This window comes from Stackebrandtia soli (assembly GCF_965137155.1).
Taxonomy (GTDB): Bacteria; Actinomycetota; Actinomycetes; order Mycobacteriales; family Micromonosporaceae; genus Stackebrandtia; species Stackebrandtia soli.
On record NZ_CBCRZX010000006.1, the window covers coordinates 1 to 17,174 of the forward strand.

At 67.7% G+C, this 17,174-nt stretch carries 13 protein-coding genes; all 13 read left to right on the forward strand.

Annotation, left to right across the window (positions count from 1 at the left end):
• The first annotated feature begins 1,010 nt into the window (after nt 1-1,010).
• The 13 genes from mqnC (at nt 1,011) to nuoH (ending at nt 17,174) form a co-directional block, all read left to right on the forward strand.
• A complete protein-coding gene (gene mqnC / locus ACM9NP_RS05515; protein ID WP_415645495.1) occupies nt 1,011-2,168 on the forward strand; it encodes a cyclic dehypoxanthinyl futalosine synthase in 1,158 nt (385 codons plus the stop codon).
• 148 nt (nt 2,169-2,316) lie between these two features.
• Nucleotides 2,317-3,561, forward strand: coding sequence for an amidohydrolase family protein (locus tag ACM9NP_RS05520; RefSeq protein ID WP_415645496.1), 1,245 nt, complete (start codon nt 2,317-2,319; stop codon nt 3,559-3,561).
• Nucleotides 3,562-3,879: 318 nt separating this feature from the next.
• The gene (locus ACM9NP_RS05525) at nt 3,880-5,493 is read left to right on the forward strand and encodes a COG1361 family protein (protein ID WP_415645497.1); all 1,614 of its coding nucleotides are present in this window, start codon (nt 3,880-3,882) and stop codon (nt 5,491-5,493) included.
• 600 nt (nt 5,494-6,093) lie between these two features.
• Complete coding sequence (locus ACM9NP_RS05530; RefSeq protein ID WP_415645498.1) at nt 6,094-6,789, forward strand: demethylmenaquinone methyltransferase; 696 nt, start codon at nt 6,094-6,096, stop codon at nt 6,787-6,789.
• A 157-nt stretch (nt 6,790-6,946) separates the two neighbouring features.
• Nucleotides 6,947-8,233, forward strand: a complete 1,287-nt coding sequence (locus tag ACM9NP_RS05535; RefSeq protein WP_415645499.1) for a geranylgeranyl reductase family protein — start codon at nt 6,947-6,949, stop codon at nt 8,231-8,233.
• 127 nt (nt 8,234-8,360) lie between these two features.
• Nucleotides 8,361-8,720 carry an NADH-quinone oxidoreductase subunit A gene (locus ACM9NP_RS05540; protein ID WP_415645500.1) on the forward strand — a complete coding sequence of 120 codons (360 nt, stop codon included), beginning with the start codon at nt 8,361-8,363 and terminating at the stop codon, nt 8,718-8,720.
• Between the two features lie 46 nt (nt 8,721-8,766).
• Nucleotides 8,767-9,417, forward strand: a complete 651-nt coding sequence (locus ACM9NP_RS05545; RefSeq protein ID WP_415645501.1) for a NuoB/complex I 20 kDa subunit family protein — start codon at nt 8,767-8,769, stop codon at nt 9,415-9,417.
• Nucleotides 9,418-9,484: 67 nt separating this feature from the next.
• Nucleotides 9,485-10,129, forward strand: a complete 645-nt coding sequence (locus tag ACM9NP_RS05550) for an NADH-quinone oxidoreductase subunit C (protein ID WP_415645502.1) — start codon at nt 9,485-9,487, stop codon at nt 10,127-10,129.
• On the forward strand, nt 10,126-11,460 hold the full coding sequence (locus tag ACM9NP_RS05555; protein WP_415645503.1) for an NADH-quinone oxidoreductase subunit D: 1,335 nt from the start codon (nt 10,126-10,128) through the stop codon (nt 11,458-11,460). The genes ACM9NP_RS05550 and ACM9NP_RS05555 overlap by 4 nt, the downstream gene beginning before the upstream one ends.
• Nucleotides 11,460-12,152 carry an NADH-quinone oxidoreductase subunit NuoE gene (nuoE, locus tag ACM9NP_RS05560; RefSeq protein ID WP_415645504.1) on the forward strand — a complete coding sequence of 231 codons (693 nt, stop codon included), beginning with the start codon at nt 11,460-11,462 and terminating at the stop codon, nt 12,150-12,152. Before ACM9NP_RS05555 ends, nuoE begins: the two co-directional genes overlap by 1 nt.
• Nucleotides 12,149-13,462: an NADH-quinone oxidoreductase subunit NuoF gene (nuoF, locus tag ACM9NP_RS05565; RefSeq protein WP_415645505.1), complete on the forward strand. Its 1,314-nt coding sequence runs from the start codon at nt 12,149-12,151 to the stop codon at nt 13,460-13,462. The genes nuoE and nuoF overlap by 4 nt, the downstream gene beginning before the upstream one ends.
• Nucleotides 13,462-15,852: an NADH-quinone oxidoreductase subunit G gene (locus ACM9NP_RS05570; protein WP_415645506.1), complete on the forward strand. Its 2,391-nt coding sequence runs from the start codon at nt 13,462-13,464 to the stop codon at nt 15,850-15,852. Before nuoF ends, ACM9NP_RS05570 begins: the two co-directional genes overlap by 1 nt.
• Entirely contained in the window at nt 15,849-17,174 is a 1,326-nt protein-coding gene (gene nuoH / locus ACM9NP_RS05575) for an NADH-quinone oxidoreductase subunit NuoH (protein WP_415645507.1), read from the forward strand. Before ACM9NP_RS05570 ends, nuoH begins: the two co-directional genes overlap by 4 nt.

Sequence of the window (17,174 nt, forward strand, 5' to 3'; positions counted from 1 at the left end):
GCTTGGTTGGTTAAACGTCTCGCTTGGTTGGGCAAATGTTCGAAACAGGCGTGTTTTCGCAATTTGCCCAACCAAGCGGAACTTTTGCCCAACCAAGCGGAACAGGGGTTCAGCACCATTCGGGGGTCAGGCATGGCGGGCCGCGGGCCGCGGGCCGCGGGATGGTGAGGTGGTGAGTCGGTGGACCGGGTGGACCGGGTGGACCGGTGGACCGGGTGGACCGGGTGGACCGGGTGGCCAACGGGCCGGTGGTCCAGCTGGACAGTGGTCCAGTTGGACAGTGGATCAGCGGACGGTGACGATGACCGTGGCGGGTTCGGTGGTGTCGTTGGTCGTGGTGGCGCCGTAGGTGATCGTGACGTCGTATCCGTCGACCTCGGTGGCCCTCTCGCATGGGGTCTTCGCGGTCAGGCAGTTCGCGACCGCGCCCGTGTCGACGTCGATCCCGGCGTCCGCGAGCCAATCGGAGACCGTCTGCGCGTCGGCGGGACCGGCGTGGNNCGCCGACGCCGCCCACGGCAGCGCGGCGTCGTCGAGCGCCTCCCAGCCGCCCGGTGCGCCGATGTCGTCACGGATCTCGGTCAGGTCGGCCATCCGCAGCGCCGCCCACGTGCCGAGGCCGAAGGTGCTGCACGCGCAGCACATCATGACGGCAAGGCCGCAGGTCAGCGCGATGAACACACCGGGTTTGCGGGACGCGGCGGCGATCGCGAGAATGCCCGACGGGCCGACCTCCTCGCCGACCCCCACGGGGATCGACTCGCCGGTGTCGTCGTCGCCGCTCGCCTCGGTATCCGCCTCGGATTCGTTGTGAGGCTGAGGTTCCGGCTCGTTCGCCGAGTCCTCCGGAGGGGGATTCGACGCGGGGGGCGGCTGATCGTCAGTGGGGCCGGTCACCGGCTCATCGTAAGGGCCCGGCGCGACTCGCCGCCTCGGCGGCGCGTGTAAGGCATGCGACGAAACGCGCGGCCGGTCGACTCGTTCCCGGTCAGGGTCGTACTCTCGAAGGCGTGTCGACTGAGATAGCTGAGATCCTCGCCCGAGGCGCCGATGGCGGCCGCATCACGACCGAAGAGGCGTTGCTGCTGTACACCGAGGCGCCGTTCCACGAACTCGGTGAAGCCGCCGACGCGGTGCGCCGACGGCGGTACCCCGACGGCATCGTCACCTATCTCATCGACCGGAACATCAACTACACCAACGTCTGCGTCACGGCCTGCCGCTTCTGCGCCTTCTACCGCGCGCCGAAGCACGGCGAGGGCTGGAGCCATGACATGGACGAGATCCTGCGTCGGTGCGCCGAGGCGGTCGATCTCGGTGCCACCCAGGTCATGCTCCAAGGTGGACATCACCCGGACTTCGGGGTCGAGTACTACGAGGAGCTGTTCGGGACCGTCAAGCGAGACTTTCCCCAGCTGGCGATCCACTCGATCGGGCCGTCCGAGATCGGCCACATGGCGAAGGTGTCGGGCGTCAGCATCGAAGACGCCATCACCCGGATCAAGGCCGCCGGGCTCGACTCGATCGCCGGTGCCGGCGCGGAGATGCTGCCCGAGCGGCCCCGTAAGGCGCTCGCCCCGTTGAAGGAGTCCGGCGAACGCTGGTGCGAGATCATGGAGGTCGCGCACAATCTGGGCCTCGAATCGACGGCGACGATGATGATGGGCACGGGCGAGACCAACGCGGAGCGCATCGAGCATCTGCGCATGATCCGCGATGTGCACGACCGCACCGGCGGCTTCCGCGCGTTCATCCCGTGGACGTATCAACCGGAGAACAACCACCTGAAGGGTCGTACGCAGGCGACCGTCATGGAGTACCTGCGTCTGCTCGCCGTCGCGCGCCTGTACTTCAACGAGATCGCGCACCTCCAGTCGTCGTGGTTGACGACGGGGAAGGCGGCCGGCCAACTGTCGCTGCACATGGGGGTCGACGACCTCGGTTCGATCATGTTGGAGGAGAACGTCATCTCCTCGGCGGGCGCCCGGCACCGGTCGAACCTGCACGACCTGATCGACCTGATTCGCACGGCCGGTCGTACCCCGGCTCAGCGCAACACGCTGTACGAGCACCTCGCGGTGCACTGGACGCCCGAGGACGACCCGACGGACGACCGGGTGCGCTCGCACGTGTCCTCGATCGCGTTGCCGCTGCTCGACTCCAACTGACGGCGGCTCCTGCCTCGGAATCGTCTGCGCTGCTTCGTTCCTGAGACATCGGAGCGGCGGATGGTCCCGTCGTCGGGGTCGGGTGTCGGTCGTCGCTGACGACGTACCCGGTGGCGCGACGTATGAACGGGCGGGCCACGATCGGTGGATGCTGATTCATCGTGCGCCCGTCGTCGTGCCCGTGTCCGCCCCGCCGATCCGAGACGGCGCGGTCGCCGTGGAAGACGGCAGGATCGTCGCCGTCGGGCCGATCGGGGACATGCCGGATGCCCCCGTCCGCGAGCACGACGGCGTACTGACGCCCGGACTCGTCAACGCGCACACTCACCTGTGCTATTCGGCCTACGCCGACCATTACCACAATGGAAAGTCCTTTTTCGACTGGATTCAGGACTTCGCCCGTCGAAACCCGTCCATGAGCGCGGAGGACTGGCATGCCTCCGCGCGGCTCGGCGTCGATCAGTCCCTGCGGCACGGCGTCACCGGCATCGCCGACGTCGTGACGCCGCCGGACGCGCTTCCCGCGCTGCTCGCGTCGGGCATGGCGGGAACCCTCTACTTTGAAGCCTGCTTCATCGACGACGTCCGATGGACTGAACAGCGGGACGCATTCCGTGACCTGCTCGACCGCGCCGAGCCCGGCGCCGATCCGGCACTCGGCGTCAGCCCGCACACCCTGTACACGCTGGGCCGCGCCGTCGGCAAGGACCTCGCGGCGATGGCTCGCGAACGCGGACTTCGGCTGCACCCGCACCTCGCCGAGACCCTGCACGAGGACAGTTACGTGCGCACCGGCAGCGGCCCGTTCGCCGACCTCAGCCGTTCCCTCGACGCCTGCTTCGAGTTGCTCGACGACGCCAACGGCTGCTCCCCGGCCGCCGAGATGGACGCGTGGGGGCTCCTCGGCGCGGACTCGCACGTCGCGCACGGCGTCCACCTCGACGAACGCGACCGCGCGACACTGCGCGCGCACGGCACGCATGTGGCCCTGTGCGCCCGATCGAACGCCCGCCTCGAAGCGGGTGAACCGCCCGTCGCGGCGCACCGTTCCGAACGCAACCCGGTCGCCGTCGGCACCGATTCGCTCGCCTCCGCGCCCGACCTCGACGTGGCCGCGGAGCTGCCCGTCCTGCGCGACATCGCCCGACGACAGGGCGACAACGGCGACGGCCTCGACGCGTGGCTCTTCCACGCCGCGACCCGTGGCGGCGCGCTCGCCATGGGCCGCAACGACTTCGGGGTCCTCACCCCCGGCGCCCGCGCCGACCTCGCGGTCTTCGCCGTCGACGCCGGTCGTCACCCGTACACGGCGCTGACCACCGGTGCGGCCGGGACGTGCGTCACGACGATCCGCGCCGGGCACGAGGTCGAGCGCGAGAACGCCCACAAGTGATCGTGCGGTGAGCCGCTCCACGGGGCGGCTCACCGTCGCGTGTGCACCGTCGACACGGGTGCGGCGGATTCTCTTCCAGGACAACGTGGCGAGGCGTCGCCTGACGCCCGCGGGGTGGGACACCGAGTTCCCACATGAGCCCTGGGCCGACGGTCGGTTGAATATCGGCGATTCAGCCCTTCAGCTGAACCGTCATAACGGTCTCGCATCGATGCTTGTGGGGGATCTGCGGTGGGGGCATTCTTAACCGCACGGTGGACCCGGTCTCACCGTCGCCCTCCCCTCTCAGCTTTCCCCCGCTACGAAAGTCACAACATCATGCGTCCATCTCGTCGCCGGCGCGGCATTCTGGCCGCCGTCGGTAGCGCGGCCGTCGTCGCGGCCACTCTGAGCGTCGTCGCGGTCAACGCCTACGCCGATGAACCCTTCGTCGACCTGTCCGTCGCGGTGCCCAGCGCGGTGACCAGTGCGGACACCGCCTCCAAAGACCTTCGCGTCGAGGTCGTCAACAACGGCAACGCCGCGGCGACCGGTGTCACCATCACCGTGACCCTGCCCAAGGCGTCGGACGCGGGCACCGTCACCCTCAACGACGACTTCGCGGGCGACTGCGAACTCAGCGCCAACGGCCGAAAGGCCACGTGTGCCGTTCCCGACGTCCCGGCGAGCGGGATCGCCAGTCTCCGAGCCCTGACCGTGCACCCGGCCGAGCTGGGCGACGACGCGGAGCGCCGGATCGGACGCGTCAAGCTCGTCGTGTCGTCCACTCAGGCTGATCTCGACCCCGCGGACAACGAGGCGACCGTCGTCGCCCGCGTCGGCAAGAAGCCGAGCGTCGACCTCGTGGTGTGGCCGAAGGCCGACATCGCGGCACGACCGGGAGGCACCGGCGTCGTCGACGGCGGCATCTTCACCGTGTCGAACGAGTCCAATGTGCCGCTCAACGGCGTCGAGTTCATGGTCGTCCTGCCCACGGAGGCCCAGTTCACCTTCGCGCCGGAGGGATGCAGCACCAACGGTTCGCTGCAGAACCCCGACTCGAACCCCTCGTTCCAGATCCGTTGCTTCTGGCCGGACGTGACGATCGGGGCGGGCGAGGAGTGGTCCCCGTCCGGCGATCGCGCCCTGCCGTTCGAGATGTCCGCGTCGGCCCCGGCCGGCGTGAAACTGCAGAACGCCGCCGTCTTCGCCTGGGAGTACACCCCGGTCGAGGAAGAGGCCGACACGCTCACGATCGACTCGTCGCGCACCGAGGCCGTCAAGGCCGACGACCGGGTCCTCGAGCCCGGGCCCGTCGCGCAGGACAACCTCGCCGAGATCAACGTGTTCACCGTCGAGGACCGCGCCGACCTGTTCGTCACGTCCGTCGACGTGGGTGGTTGGATCGCCGACCGGATTCCCGTGACCGTGACGGCGGGCAACGCCGGACCGGCCGCGGCCGCCGGCGGTTACGCGCTGATCATCGCGTTCCCGGAGCACGTGACCATCATCGAAGCGCCCGACTCGTGCATTTCCGGAGACGAGCACAACAAGCTCTTCACCTGTGTGGACACGGCCGACCTGGCCGTCGGCGCCGAGACCGACTTCACGTTCAACGTCGAACTGGCCGAGGCCCACGAGTTCCAGGAACCCGCCATCGCGGGCATCTCCGCCCTCGGCGCGCCGGACCCGGACAAGTCGAACAACTCGGTCGAGTTCGCCATCACGGTGACCGAGGAGACCAAGCCGACCGATCCGCCGACGGAGGAGCCGACCACCGGCGAGCCCACCAGCGGAGAGCCGACCGGCCCGAGCACCTCGCCGTCCGATGACGGCCCCGGTGGCCTGCCGATCACCGGTACCAGCCTGACGATGCTGATCGGTGGAGCGCTCCTGCTCGTCGTCGTCGGTGTCGCGCTGCTGATCGCGAGCCGCAGGCGTCGCGCTGGCTAGTTCGGTTTCATTCGGGCCCGCCCCCACCCGCGGCGGGCCCGGAAACTCTTGGGTGCCTCGTGCGCCCGCCGTCTCCCGGACGGGGCAGGTCCCGGTCGCCCCGTCCGGGTTTTCGCGTGTTCGGGCGCGCGTCATCGCCGCACCGCATTCGTCGAACGCGAACGGGATTCAGCGTGTGAGACGCGAGCCTGTCCGATTCATGACACAAATGTTCGAGAGTCGGCCGTGCCCCCATGTCGCTGACCTCGTTGAACATCACATGACGAGCGGTTCGTCAGACCGAGAGACAGGGGCGACGATGACTTTGACGTTCGACGATCCGTTCCGTTCGCGGGCCGATGCCTCGATCGCGGATGTGCCGCGGGCGCCGGGAATCCGCTCGGGTCGAAGACGCACCGCGCTCTGCGATCGATGTCCTTAGTGGATGTATCGTCGAGCCTTCGCAGGTGCGCGGCCCACTCGTCCTCGGAGGCTCGATGAGTCTTGGGTAGGCGACGCGTGATCTGCGTGACTGTGCCACGCTGAGGGCGTGAAGGAACGAGAGCTTCGTTACGGGGCGCTGCCGCGCCGACGGTCGGGTGCGCGACGGGAGGTCCCGTCATGACTCGGGCCTCATTGGACAAAAAGCCCGCCGAGGTCGCCGCGATGTTCGACGGAGTGGCCAAGCGCTACGACGCGATGAACACGGTCATGTCCCTCGGGATGGACCGCCATTGGCGATCCGAGACACGCAAGGCCTTGAAGCTCGGTCCCGGGCAGCGCTGCCTCGACTTGGGCGCGGGTTCCGGGGTCTCCACTGCGGAGCTGGCTCGCTCGGGCGCGTCGGTCATCGGAGCGGACATCTCGCTCGGCATGCTCAAGGTGGGTCGAGGCAGGGGTGTTCCGCTGTTGGCCGCCGACGCGCTGGCGCTTCCGTTCGCGGACGAATCCTTTGACGCGGTGACGATCTCGTTCGCCATTCGCAACCTTCACGACGTCGAGGCGGGCCTCCGGGAGATGGCGCGAGTGCTCAAACCGGGCGGTCGTCTCGTCGTCTGCGAGTTCTCGACTCCCACCTGGGAGCCCTTTAGGACCGTCTATATGGAATACGTGATGCGGGGGTTCCCGATCATGGCGCGGGCACTGTCGTCCAATCCGGACGCCTATGTCTACCTGGCCGAATCGGTGCGCGCGTGGCCGGATCAGGCGGAGTTCGCGGCCCGGATCGGGGCCAGTGGCTTCGGCAAGGTCGGGTGGCGAAACTACGCGGGTGGAGCCGTTGCGCTACATCGAGCCACCAAGGCGTCCACAGCGTGAACTTAGGTTGCCCTAATTCCAGTGGGCTGATCTTGGTCGGCCTAGACTGCATGCCAACAACCCTTGTGAATGCGTTCACAAACATACAGAGCCGACTACCAGCCCGTTCGTAGTCGCCAGCACACCCATCCATCCAATCAGAAACGCAAGGATCGACGTGCCCAGCAGTCTCCAGTCGTCCCCCGACGCCGACGTCATCGTCGTCGGTGCCGGACCGGGCGGCTCCGCAGCGGCCTATCACCTGGCCAGCCACGGTCTCGACGTCCTCTTGTTGGAAAAGACCGAGTTCCCGCGCGAGAAGGTCTGCGGCGACGGCCTGACCCCGAAGGCGGTCCGGCAACTGCTTCGGATGGGAATCGACACCAGCCCCGAGGCGGGCTGGATGCGCAACAAGGGTTTGAGAGTCGTCGCAGGCGACACCAAGCTCACTTTGGACTGGCCGACCCTCGACTCGTACCCGGCTTACGGGCTCACCCGTACCCGGCTCGACTTCGACGACCTCCTGGCCAACAACGCCGTCAAGGCGGGCGCCCGCCTGATGACCGGTGTCAACGTCACCGGTCCGCTGCTGGACAAGGCGCAGCGCGTGTGCGGCGTCGAGGCGCAGATCGGTCCCGACAAGGAGCCGGTCACCTTCCGCGCGCCGCTGGTGGTCTCCGCCGACGGAGTCTCCGCCCGCATGGCGCTCGCGCTCGGCATCGCCAAGCGGGACGATCGCCCGCTCGGTGTGGCCGTCCGGCGCTACTACTACTGCGCCGAGAAGCACGACGACGACTACCTCGAGTCGTGGCTTCAGCTGCGCAGCGCGGAGAACCCGAATAAGCTGCTGCCCGGCTACGGGTGGATCTTCGGTCTCGGTGACGGTCGGGTCAACGTCGGTCTCGGAGTCCTGAACTCCTCGAGCGCCTTCGGCAAGACGAACTACCGACAGTTGCTTTTGGACTGGTTGTCGGGTACGCCCGAGGAGTGGGGGATGCGTGACGAGTCCACCGCCGACGGCCCGATCCGCGGGGCGGGGCTGCCGATGGGGTTCAACCGGGTACCGCACTACACTCGCGGGCTGTTGCTCGTCGGTGATTCCGGCGGCATGGTGAACCCCTTCAACGGCGAAGGGATCGCCTACGCGATGGAGTCCGGCGAGGTCGCCGCAGAGTTCTGCGCGGCAGCGCTGGCCAAGCCCGCCGGGCCCCGTCGCGAAGCGGTGCTGCGCGGCTACCCCAAGGAGCTGCAGTCGCGGTTCGGTGGGTACTACCGGCTCGGTGGCGTCTTCGTCAAGCTCATCGGCAACCCGACGGTGATGCGGCTGTGCACCGATCACGGCCTGCAACACCCGACGCTGATGCGTTTCGTACTCAAGCTCTTGGCGAACCTGACCGACCCGCGCGGCGGCGACGCCATGGACAAGATCATCAACGGACTCTCGAAGGTGGCTCCGTCGGCATGACACTGATTCGACCGCAGTGCCGCGCGGTTGCCTCCGTGACAGGCGTCCGCGTCATCGGCGTGGTGCCCGGCGCCCCCGATGCGTTCTCTCAGGAAACCGATATGTGCACAGTAGGTAGGCGATAGCGATGGAACTGTACGCGCCGATTGTCGTGTTGTTCGCGATTGCGACGGCGTTCGCCGTGTTCTCGGTGGTGGCCGCGCCACTGGTGGGGCCCCGCCGGTACAACCGGGCGAAGGCCGAAGCCTACGAGTGCGGTATCGAACCGACCCCGACCTCGGCCGGGGGGAGCCGTTTCCCGATCAAGTTCTACTTGACCGCGATGCTGTTCATCATCTTCGACATCGAGATCATCTTCCTCTACCCGTGGGCCGTCGCCTTCGATTCGTTGGGGCTGTTCGGGTTTGTCGAAATGGTCCTGTTCATCGTGACCGTCTTCGTCGCCTACACCTACGTGTGGCGCCGTGGCGGGCTGGATTGGGATTAGTCATGGGGCGTTCGAACCGTCAACTGTGGATTGGACAGGGTTAGTCATGGGTATCGAAGAGAAGCTTCCCAACGGCATTCTCCTGACGTCGGTGGAGAAGCTTGTCAACTGGACGCGCAAGGCGTCGTTCTGGCCCGCCACCTTCGGCCTGGCCTGCTGCGCCATCGAGATGATGGCCACGGGCGCCGCCCGCTATGACACGGCCCGGTTCGGCATGGAGGTCTTCCGCGCGTCCCCGCGTCAGGCGGACCTCATGATCGTCGCCGGTCGTGTCAGCCAGAAGATGGCCCCGGTGCTGCGTCAGATCTACGACCAGATGGCGGATCCCAAGTGGGTCCTGTCGATGGGCGTCTGCGCGTCGTCCGGCGGCATGTTCAACAACTACGCGATCGTGCAGGGCGTCGACCACGTCGTCCCCGTCGACATCTACCTCCCGGGTTGCCCCCCGCGGCCGGAGATGCTGCTCGACGCGATCCTCAAGCTGCACGACAAGATCATGCACGAGCCGCTCGGTGACAAGCGCCGCGAACAGCTGGAGGAGCTCGGCCCGCAGCTCGTCCCGCCGGGGTCGATGCCGTCCAGCTACAAGTTCAACAAGCAGAAGGCCGCCCAGTGGCGCGAAGCCGCGGAGACCGGCACCACCGAGCAGCTCCGCATAAAGAACTGGATGATCGAGCGCGGGGTGAAGGTCGACTAATGAACGCCATCACCAGCCATCGCGTCCTTTCGGCGCAGCACCGTTCGGCCGTGAAGGGAGTCCAGGCATGAGTACCGACAATGACAAGGGACTGTTCGGTGTCTCCGGCACCGGCGACACCTCCGGTTTCGGCGGACTCGTGCGGCCCGAACCGACCGCCGGCGTGGTGCCGAGCCCGGCACCGTACGGCGGCTACTTCGACGAACTCGTCGAGGTCCTCGGTGAGGCCGTCGGCGGCGAAGCGGTCCGCGCGGTCGTCGTCGACCGCGGCGAACTGACGTTGCACGTCGACCCGGACAACGTCCTGAACGTCTGCCGGGCCCTGCGCGACGACCCGGACCTGCGCTTCGAGCTGTGCAGCAGCGTCTCCGGAGTGGACTACCCGTCTCAGGAGAAGCGACTCCACGTCGTCTACCACCTGACGTCGATGACGTTCCGCCGCCGCGTGCGCATCGAGACCGCCGTCAGCGTCGAGGACCCGCACGTGGACAGCGTGACCGAGGTCTACCCGACCGCCGACTGGCAGGAGCGCGAGACCTACGACATGTTCGGCGTCGTCTTCGACGGCCACCCGAACCTGACGCGGATCCTGATGCCGGACGACTGGGAGGGCTTCCCCCAGCGCAAGGACTACCCCCTCGGCGGCATCCCCGTCGAGTACAAGAACGACGCCGAGATCGCGCCACCCGACGAGCGGAGGGCCTACAAGTGAGCACCGAAGACACCACGACCGACGCCTACGCGGAGTCTCGCGACACCACCGAGGGCAAGGTCTTCACCGTCACCGGCGGCGACTGGGACACGGTCATCGGCGGGCACGACCCGATCGAGGACGAGCGTCTCGTCGTCAACATGGGTCCGCAGCACCCGTCGACGCACGGCGTGCTCCGGCTCGTCATCGAACTCGAGGGTGAGACGGTGCGCGAGCTGCGCCCCGTCGTCGGATACCTCCACACCGGAATCGAGAAGAACACCGAGTTCCGCACGTGGACGCAGGGCACGACCTTCGTGACCCGCGCCGACTACCTCGCGCCGATCTTCAACGAGACCGCGTACTGTCTCGCCGTCGAGAAGCTGCTCGGCATCGAGGTTCCCGAGCGCGCGACGACGATCCGCGTTCTCATGATGGAGCTCAACCGGATCGCGTCCCACCTGGTCGGCCTCGCGACGACCGGTATGGAGCTCGGGGCGCTGTCGATGATGATCTACGGTTTCCGCGACCGTGAGTACATCTTGGACATCTTCGAGCTGGCCAGCGGTCTGCGCATGAACATGGCGTACGTCCGTCCGGGCGGCATCGCCCAAGACCTGCCCGACGACGCGATCTCCAAGATCCGCGACTTCATCGAGTACATGCCGAAGGCGCTCAAGGACTACGAGAACCTGCTCTCCGGCAACAGCATCTGGCAGGAACGCACCCAGGGCGTGGCCTACCTCGACGTGTCGGGGTGCCTGGCGCTCGGCGTCACCGGTCCCGTCCTGCGCGCCGCCGGTCTGCCGTGGGACCTGCGCAAGACCATGCCGTACTGCGGTTACGAGACCTACGACTTCGACGTGCCGACCCACAACGGCGCCGACGCGTGGGGCCGGTACCTGTGCCGCATCGAGGAGATGCGGCAGTCGCTGCGGATCGTCGAGCAGGCCATGGACCGCCTCAAGGTCGGCCCGATCATGGTGGAGGACAAGAAGATCGCGTGGCCGGCGCAGCTGTCCCTCGGCGGTGACGGTCTGGGCAACTCGCTCAACCATGTCAAGAAGATCATGGGTGAGTCGATGGAGTCCCTGATCCACCACTTCAAGCTCGTGACCGAGGGCTTCCGGGTCCCGGCCGGTCAGGTGTACGTCCCGATCGAAGCCCCCCGTGGCGAACTCGGCGTGCACCTGGTGTCCGACGGCGGAACCCGCCCGTACCGGATGCACATGCGGGAACCCAGTTTCATCAACTTGCAGGCGGTCCCGGCCGTGGCCGAGGGCGGCCTGCTGGCGGACGTCATCGTCGGTGGCGCCTCGCTCGACCCGGTTATGGGAGGTTGTGACCGGTAATGGCCTACTCCGAAGAATTGCGCGAGAAGGCGCGAGAGATCATGGACCGCTACCCGGAAGGGAAGCAGCGGTCCGGTCTGCTGCCGATGCTGCACCTGGTGCAGAGCGAGGACGGCTACGTCACGCCCGAGGGCATCGCGTTCTGTTCCGAGATGATCGGCATCACGAAGGCTCAAGTCGCCGCGGTGTCCACTTTCTACACGATGTACAAGCGGGAACCCACGGGTGACTTCCTCGTCAGCGTGTGCACCAACACCCTGTGCGACGTCATGGGCGGTCAGAAGGTCTACGACGAGCTGTCCGAGTACCTCGGTGTCGGCCACGACGAGACGACCGCCGACGGCAAGATCACGCTGGAGCACGCCGAGTGCCTCGCCGCGTGCGACTACGCGCCGGTCATGACCGTCAACTACGAGTTCTACGACCGCGTCGACGGCGACCAGGCCGTCGGTGTCGCGAAGGCGCTGCAGAACGGCGAGCGCCCGGCTCCGTCTCGCGGTGCCAGGCTGTGCACGTTGAAGGAGATGTCCCGGCAGTTGGCCGGCTGGGGCGAGGACCGGATCGAGGCTCTCGCCGACACCGGTATCGGAACCGCCACTCTGGCCGGTGCCCGGCTGGCGGCCGACAACGGGGTCACCGCGCCCGTCATCGACCCCGACACGCCGCTGGTGAAGAAGGAGGAGCAGGCATGAGTCCCTCTCCAGAAGCTCTGGCGAAGCTGACGCCCGTGCTGACCAAGCGTTGGCTGTCACCCGACGCGTGGAAGATCGACGTCTACGAGCGTCTCGACGGTTACGCCGCGCTGCGCAAGGCGATGCGGCACCACCCGGACGAGTTGATCGCGTTCATGAAGGAATCCGGTCACCGCGGACGCGGTGGCGCCGGGTTCCCGGTCGGCATGAAGTGGGCGTTCATCCCGCAGAACGACGGCAAGCCGCACTACCTCGTCGTCAACGCCGACGAGGGCGAGCCGGGCACCTGCAAAGACCTCCCTCTCATGACGAACGACCCGCACTCGCTCATCGAGGGCATCGTCATCGCGTCCTACGCGGTCCGGGCGGCGCGCGCCTTCGTCTACATCCGTGGCGAAGCGGTGCACGCGGCGCGGCGGTTGCGCAACGCCGTCGAGGAGGCCAGGGCGAAGGGCTACGTCGGGGAGAACATCCTCGGCACCGGCTTCGACCTGGACATCGTCGTCCACTCCGGCGCCGGGGCCTACATCTGCGGCGAGGAGACGGCTCTGCTCGACTCCCTCGAGGGTTTCCGGGGTCAGCCCCGGTTGCGGCCGCCGTTCCCCGCGACGCACGGTCTGTACGCGTCGCCGACGGTCATCAACAACGTCGGTTCGATCGCCTCGGTCCCGCACATCGTCCTCGGTGGAGCGGACTGGTGGAAGTCGCTCGGCAGCGAGAACTCCGCCGGCACGATGATCTACTCGCTCTCGGGCCGGGTGAAGAACCCGGGCCAGTACGAGTGCGGCATGGGCACCACCCTCAACGAGCTGCTGGACCTCGCGGGCGGTATGGCCGACGGCCACAACCTGAAGTTCTGGACGCCGGGTGGCTCGTCAACGCCGATGCTGGCCGCCGAGCACGCCGACGTCCCTCTGGACTTCGACTCGGTCGCGAAGGCCGGTTCGATCCTCGGCACGACCGCGATGATGATCTTCTCGGATCAGGACTGCCCGGTCTACGCGTCGTACCGTTGGATTCGGTTCTACGCGCACGAGTCGTGCGGCAAGTGCACGCCCTGCCGTGAAGGCAACTACTGGATGACCCGGGTCTACCGGCGCATCCTCTCGGGCCAAGGCACGCACGACGACCTCGACACGCTGCTCGACGCCTGCGACAACCTGCTCGGCAGGTCGTTCTGCGGGCTCGGTGACGGCGCGACCTCCTGCGTGACCTCCTCGCTGAAGCTCTTCAAGCAGGACTACCTGGACTACATCGAGGGTCGTCGCCAACCGTTGTTGAAAGCTTCTGATCTAGTAGGTGCGCACTGATGAGTGACACTGTCACGCTCACCATCGATGGTGTCGAGGTGACCGTCCCCAAGGGAACACTGGTCATCCGGGCGGCGGAGAAACTCGGCATCGAGATTCCCCGCTTCTGCGACCACCCGCTGCTCGAGCCCGTCGGCGCCTGCCGTCAGTGCCTCGTCGACGTCGAGGGGCAGCGCAAGCCGCTGGCGTCCTGCACCGCGCAGTGCACCGACGGCATGGTCGTCAAGACCCAGCTGACGTCCCCGGTGGCGAAGAAGGCCCAAGAGGGCATCATGGAGTTCCTGCTCCTGAACCACCCTCTCGACTGCCCGATGTGCGACAAGGGCGGCGAATGCCCGTTGCAGAACCAGGCGATGACGACGGGCCGGGCCGAGTCCCGGTTCATCGAGGAGAAGCGGACCTACCGCAAGTCCCTGCCGATCTCGTCGCAGGTGCTCCTCGACCGCGAACGCTGCGTCCTCTGCGCCCGCTGCACCAGGTTCTCGGACCAGGTCGCCGGTGACCCGTTCATCGAACTGATGGAACGCTCCTCCCTGGAGCAGGTGGGGATCTACGAGGACGAGCCCTTCGAGTCGTACTTCTCCGGCAACACCATCCAGATCTGCCCCGTCGGCGCGCTCACCGGTACCCAGTACCGCTTCCAGGCGCGGCCGTTCGACCTCGTGTCGAGTCCGAGCATGTGCGAGCACTGTTCGGCCGGGTGCTCCCAGCGCACCGACCACCGGCGCAACCGCGTCCTGCGTCGCCTCGCCGGGGACGACGCTGAGGTCAACCAGGAGTGGAACTGCGACAAGGGCCGGTGGGCGTTCGATTACGTCAACACCGACAACCGCATCCTGCGGCCGCTCGTGCGCGGCGCCGACGGCGAACTGCACGAGGCGAGCTGGCCGGACGCCCTGCGCGCCGCGGCCGAGGGCCTCGCCAACGCCAAGCAGGGCGGCGGCGTCGGTGTCCTCACCGGCGGTCGCCTCACCATCGAGGACGCCTACGCGTACGCGAAGTTCTCGCGGATCGTCCTCGACAGCAACGACATCGACTTCCGCGCGCGTCCGCACTCGCACGAGGAGGCCGAGTTCCTGGCGCACGCCGTCGCCGGTGTGCACCCGGCGGGTGGCGCGACGACCTACGAGCACGTCTCGACCGCGCCGGCCGTCCTCATCGCGGGCCTCGAAGTCGAGGAAGAATGCCCCATCCTCTTCCTGAGACTGCGTAAGGCCAACCGGGACAACGGTTTGAGCCCGTTCGTGGTCGCTCCGTTCGCGACGGACGGATCCCGCAAGATCGGCGCCCAGCTCGTCCCGACGGTGCCCGGCGGAGAAGCCGAGGTGCTCTCGGGTTACGCCGACGGCGGCGACATGGCGGAGCTCCTTCGCGCACCCGGCAGCGTCATCCTCATCGGCGAGCGTCTCGCGACGGTCCCCGGGGCGTTGACCGCCGCGGCCCGCCTCGCGACCGCGACCGGCGCGAAACTCGCGTGGGTTCCGCGCCGTGCCGGTGACCGTGGCGCCGTCGATGTCGGGGCTCTCCCGCTGACGCTGCCCGGTGGCGGCGACGTCGCGTCCGACCAGGACCGTGCCGCGCTGGCCCGGTACTGGGGTGTGGACTCGCTTCCGGCGACGCCGGGCCGGGACACCGCGTCGATCCTCGCGGCCGCCGCGTCCGGCGAACTGTCCGGACTCGTCGTCGCGGGTGTCGACCCGGCCGACCTCGCGGACCCGGCCGGAGCCGAGGCCGCCCTGTACCAGGCGGGCTTCATCGTCTCCCTGGAGCAGCGGCACACGGCGGTCACACGTCGCGCGAACGTCGTCTTCCCGGTCGCGACCGTGTCCGAGAAGGGCGGTTCGTACCTGAACTGGGAGGGCCGCCTGCGGACCTTCGACGCGACCCTCGACTCGTCCCTGCTGTCCGACCACGCCGTCGTCGACGCGCTGGCCACCACGATGGGCGTCGAGCTCGGTTTCGCCGAGCTGCGCGCCATCCGCGGTGAGCTCGCCGGGGTGCCGACGCCCGCGGACCGGCCTCGGCCGCCGCTGGAGTCCGCGTCCACCCCGCCGACGCCCGCCGCCGGTGAGGCGCTGCTCGCGACCTGGCGCCACCTCCTCGACTCGGGGACGTTGCAGGACAACAACCCGCACTTGGCGGGCACCGCGCGCACGCCGGTCGTCCGCTTGTCGGCCTCGACGGCTGCCGGGCTCGGCGTCGTCGACGGCGCCGCCGTCACCGTCGGAAGCGCGCTCGGCGGCATCACCTTGCCGCTGGCGATCACCGACATGTCCGATGGCGTCGTGTGGTTGCCGACCAATTCACCCGGTTCCGGGGTGCACCGGGTTCTCGGTGTCTCCGCGGGTGACGTCGTATCCATCGCCGCCTACAACGGAGGCACCCAGTGAACGAGTTGTCCGCGTTCGGCCAAGACCCGTGGTGGTTGATTCTCGCCAAGGGCGTGGTCGTCTTCATCCTGCTGGTGGTGTTGACGCTGCTGGCCATCTGGTTCGAGCGCAAGGCCGTCGCCTGGATGCAGGTGCGGCCCGGCCCGAACCGGCACGGACCCTTCGGTCTGTTGCAGAGCCTCGCCGACGGTCTGAAGTTGGCCTTCAAAGAGGACCTGGTGCCGAAGGGCGCCGACCGGATCGTGTTCATCCTGGCGCCCGTGATCTCGACGGCGTGCGCGATCACGGCGTTCTCGGTCATCCCGTTCGGCCCGGTCGTCAGCGTCTTCGGCCACGAGACACCGCTGCAGGTCACCGACCTGCCGGTGGCGGTGCTGCTGGTTCTCGCGACCTCGGCCCTCGGCGTTTATGGGATCGTCCTCGGCGGATGGTCCTCGGGTTCGACGTACTCGCTGCTCGGTTCGTTGCGCGCCGCGGCCCAGGTGATCTCGTACGAGATCGCGATGGGTCTGTCGATCGTGGCGGTCCTGCTGACGGCGGGAACCCTGTCGACCAGCCAGATCGTCGCCGCCCAGCAGGCCGGTCAGGAGATCAACCTCGGCACGCTCGGGTCGTTCACGATCCCGGGCTGGTACGCGCTTCTGCTGCTGCCGAGCTTCATCGTCTTCGCGATCTCCGTCGTCGGTGAGACCAACCGCGCGCCGTTCGACCTTCCCGAGGCCGAGTCGGAGCTCGTCGGTGGTTTCCACACCGAGTACTCCTCGCTGAAGTTCGCGCTGTTCTTCCTCGCCGAGTACATCAACATGGTGACCGTCTCCGCGATGGCGACGACCCTGTTCCTTGGTGGCTGGCAGGCCCCCTTCCCCGGGTCGTGGTGGCCGGGCGCGAACGAGGGTTGGTGGCCGGTCCTGTGGTTCTTCCTCAAGATCGTCGTGCTGATGTTCGGTTTCGTGTGGCTGCGTGGAACGCTGCCCCGGTTCCGGTACGACCAGTTCATGCGGCTCGGCTGGAAGGTCCTCGTCCCGGTCAACCTGCTGTGGATCGTCGTCCTCGCGGGTATTCGGGTCGGCTCCAACGAGCCCGCGTTCTCGGCGTCGTGGATCGGTCTGATCGGCGGGTCGTTCCTGCTCGTCCTGATCGCGATCTTCTTCTGGCCCACCCGCGAGCCTTACGAGGCGCCGCTCGAGCCCGACACCGGGCTCGGAGGGTTCCCGGTCCCCCCGATGGACCTCAAGATCCCGCCGTCGTCGCGTACCAAGCAGATCGAAGCCGAGCGTGAGCCCGCCGCCGCGACCGGCACCGTCACGGGAAAGGAGGATTAG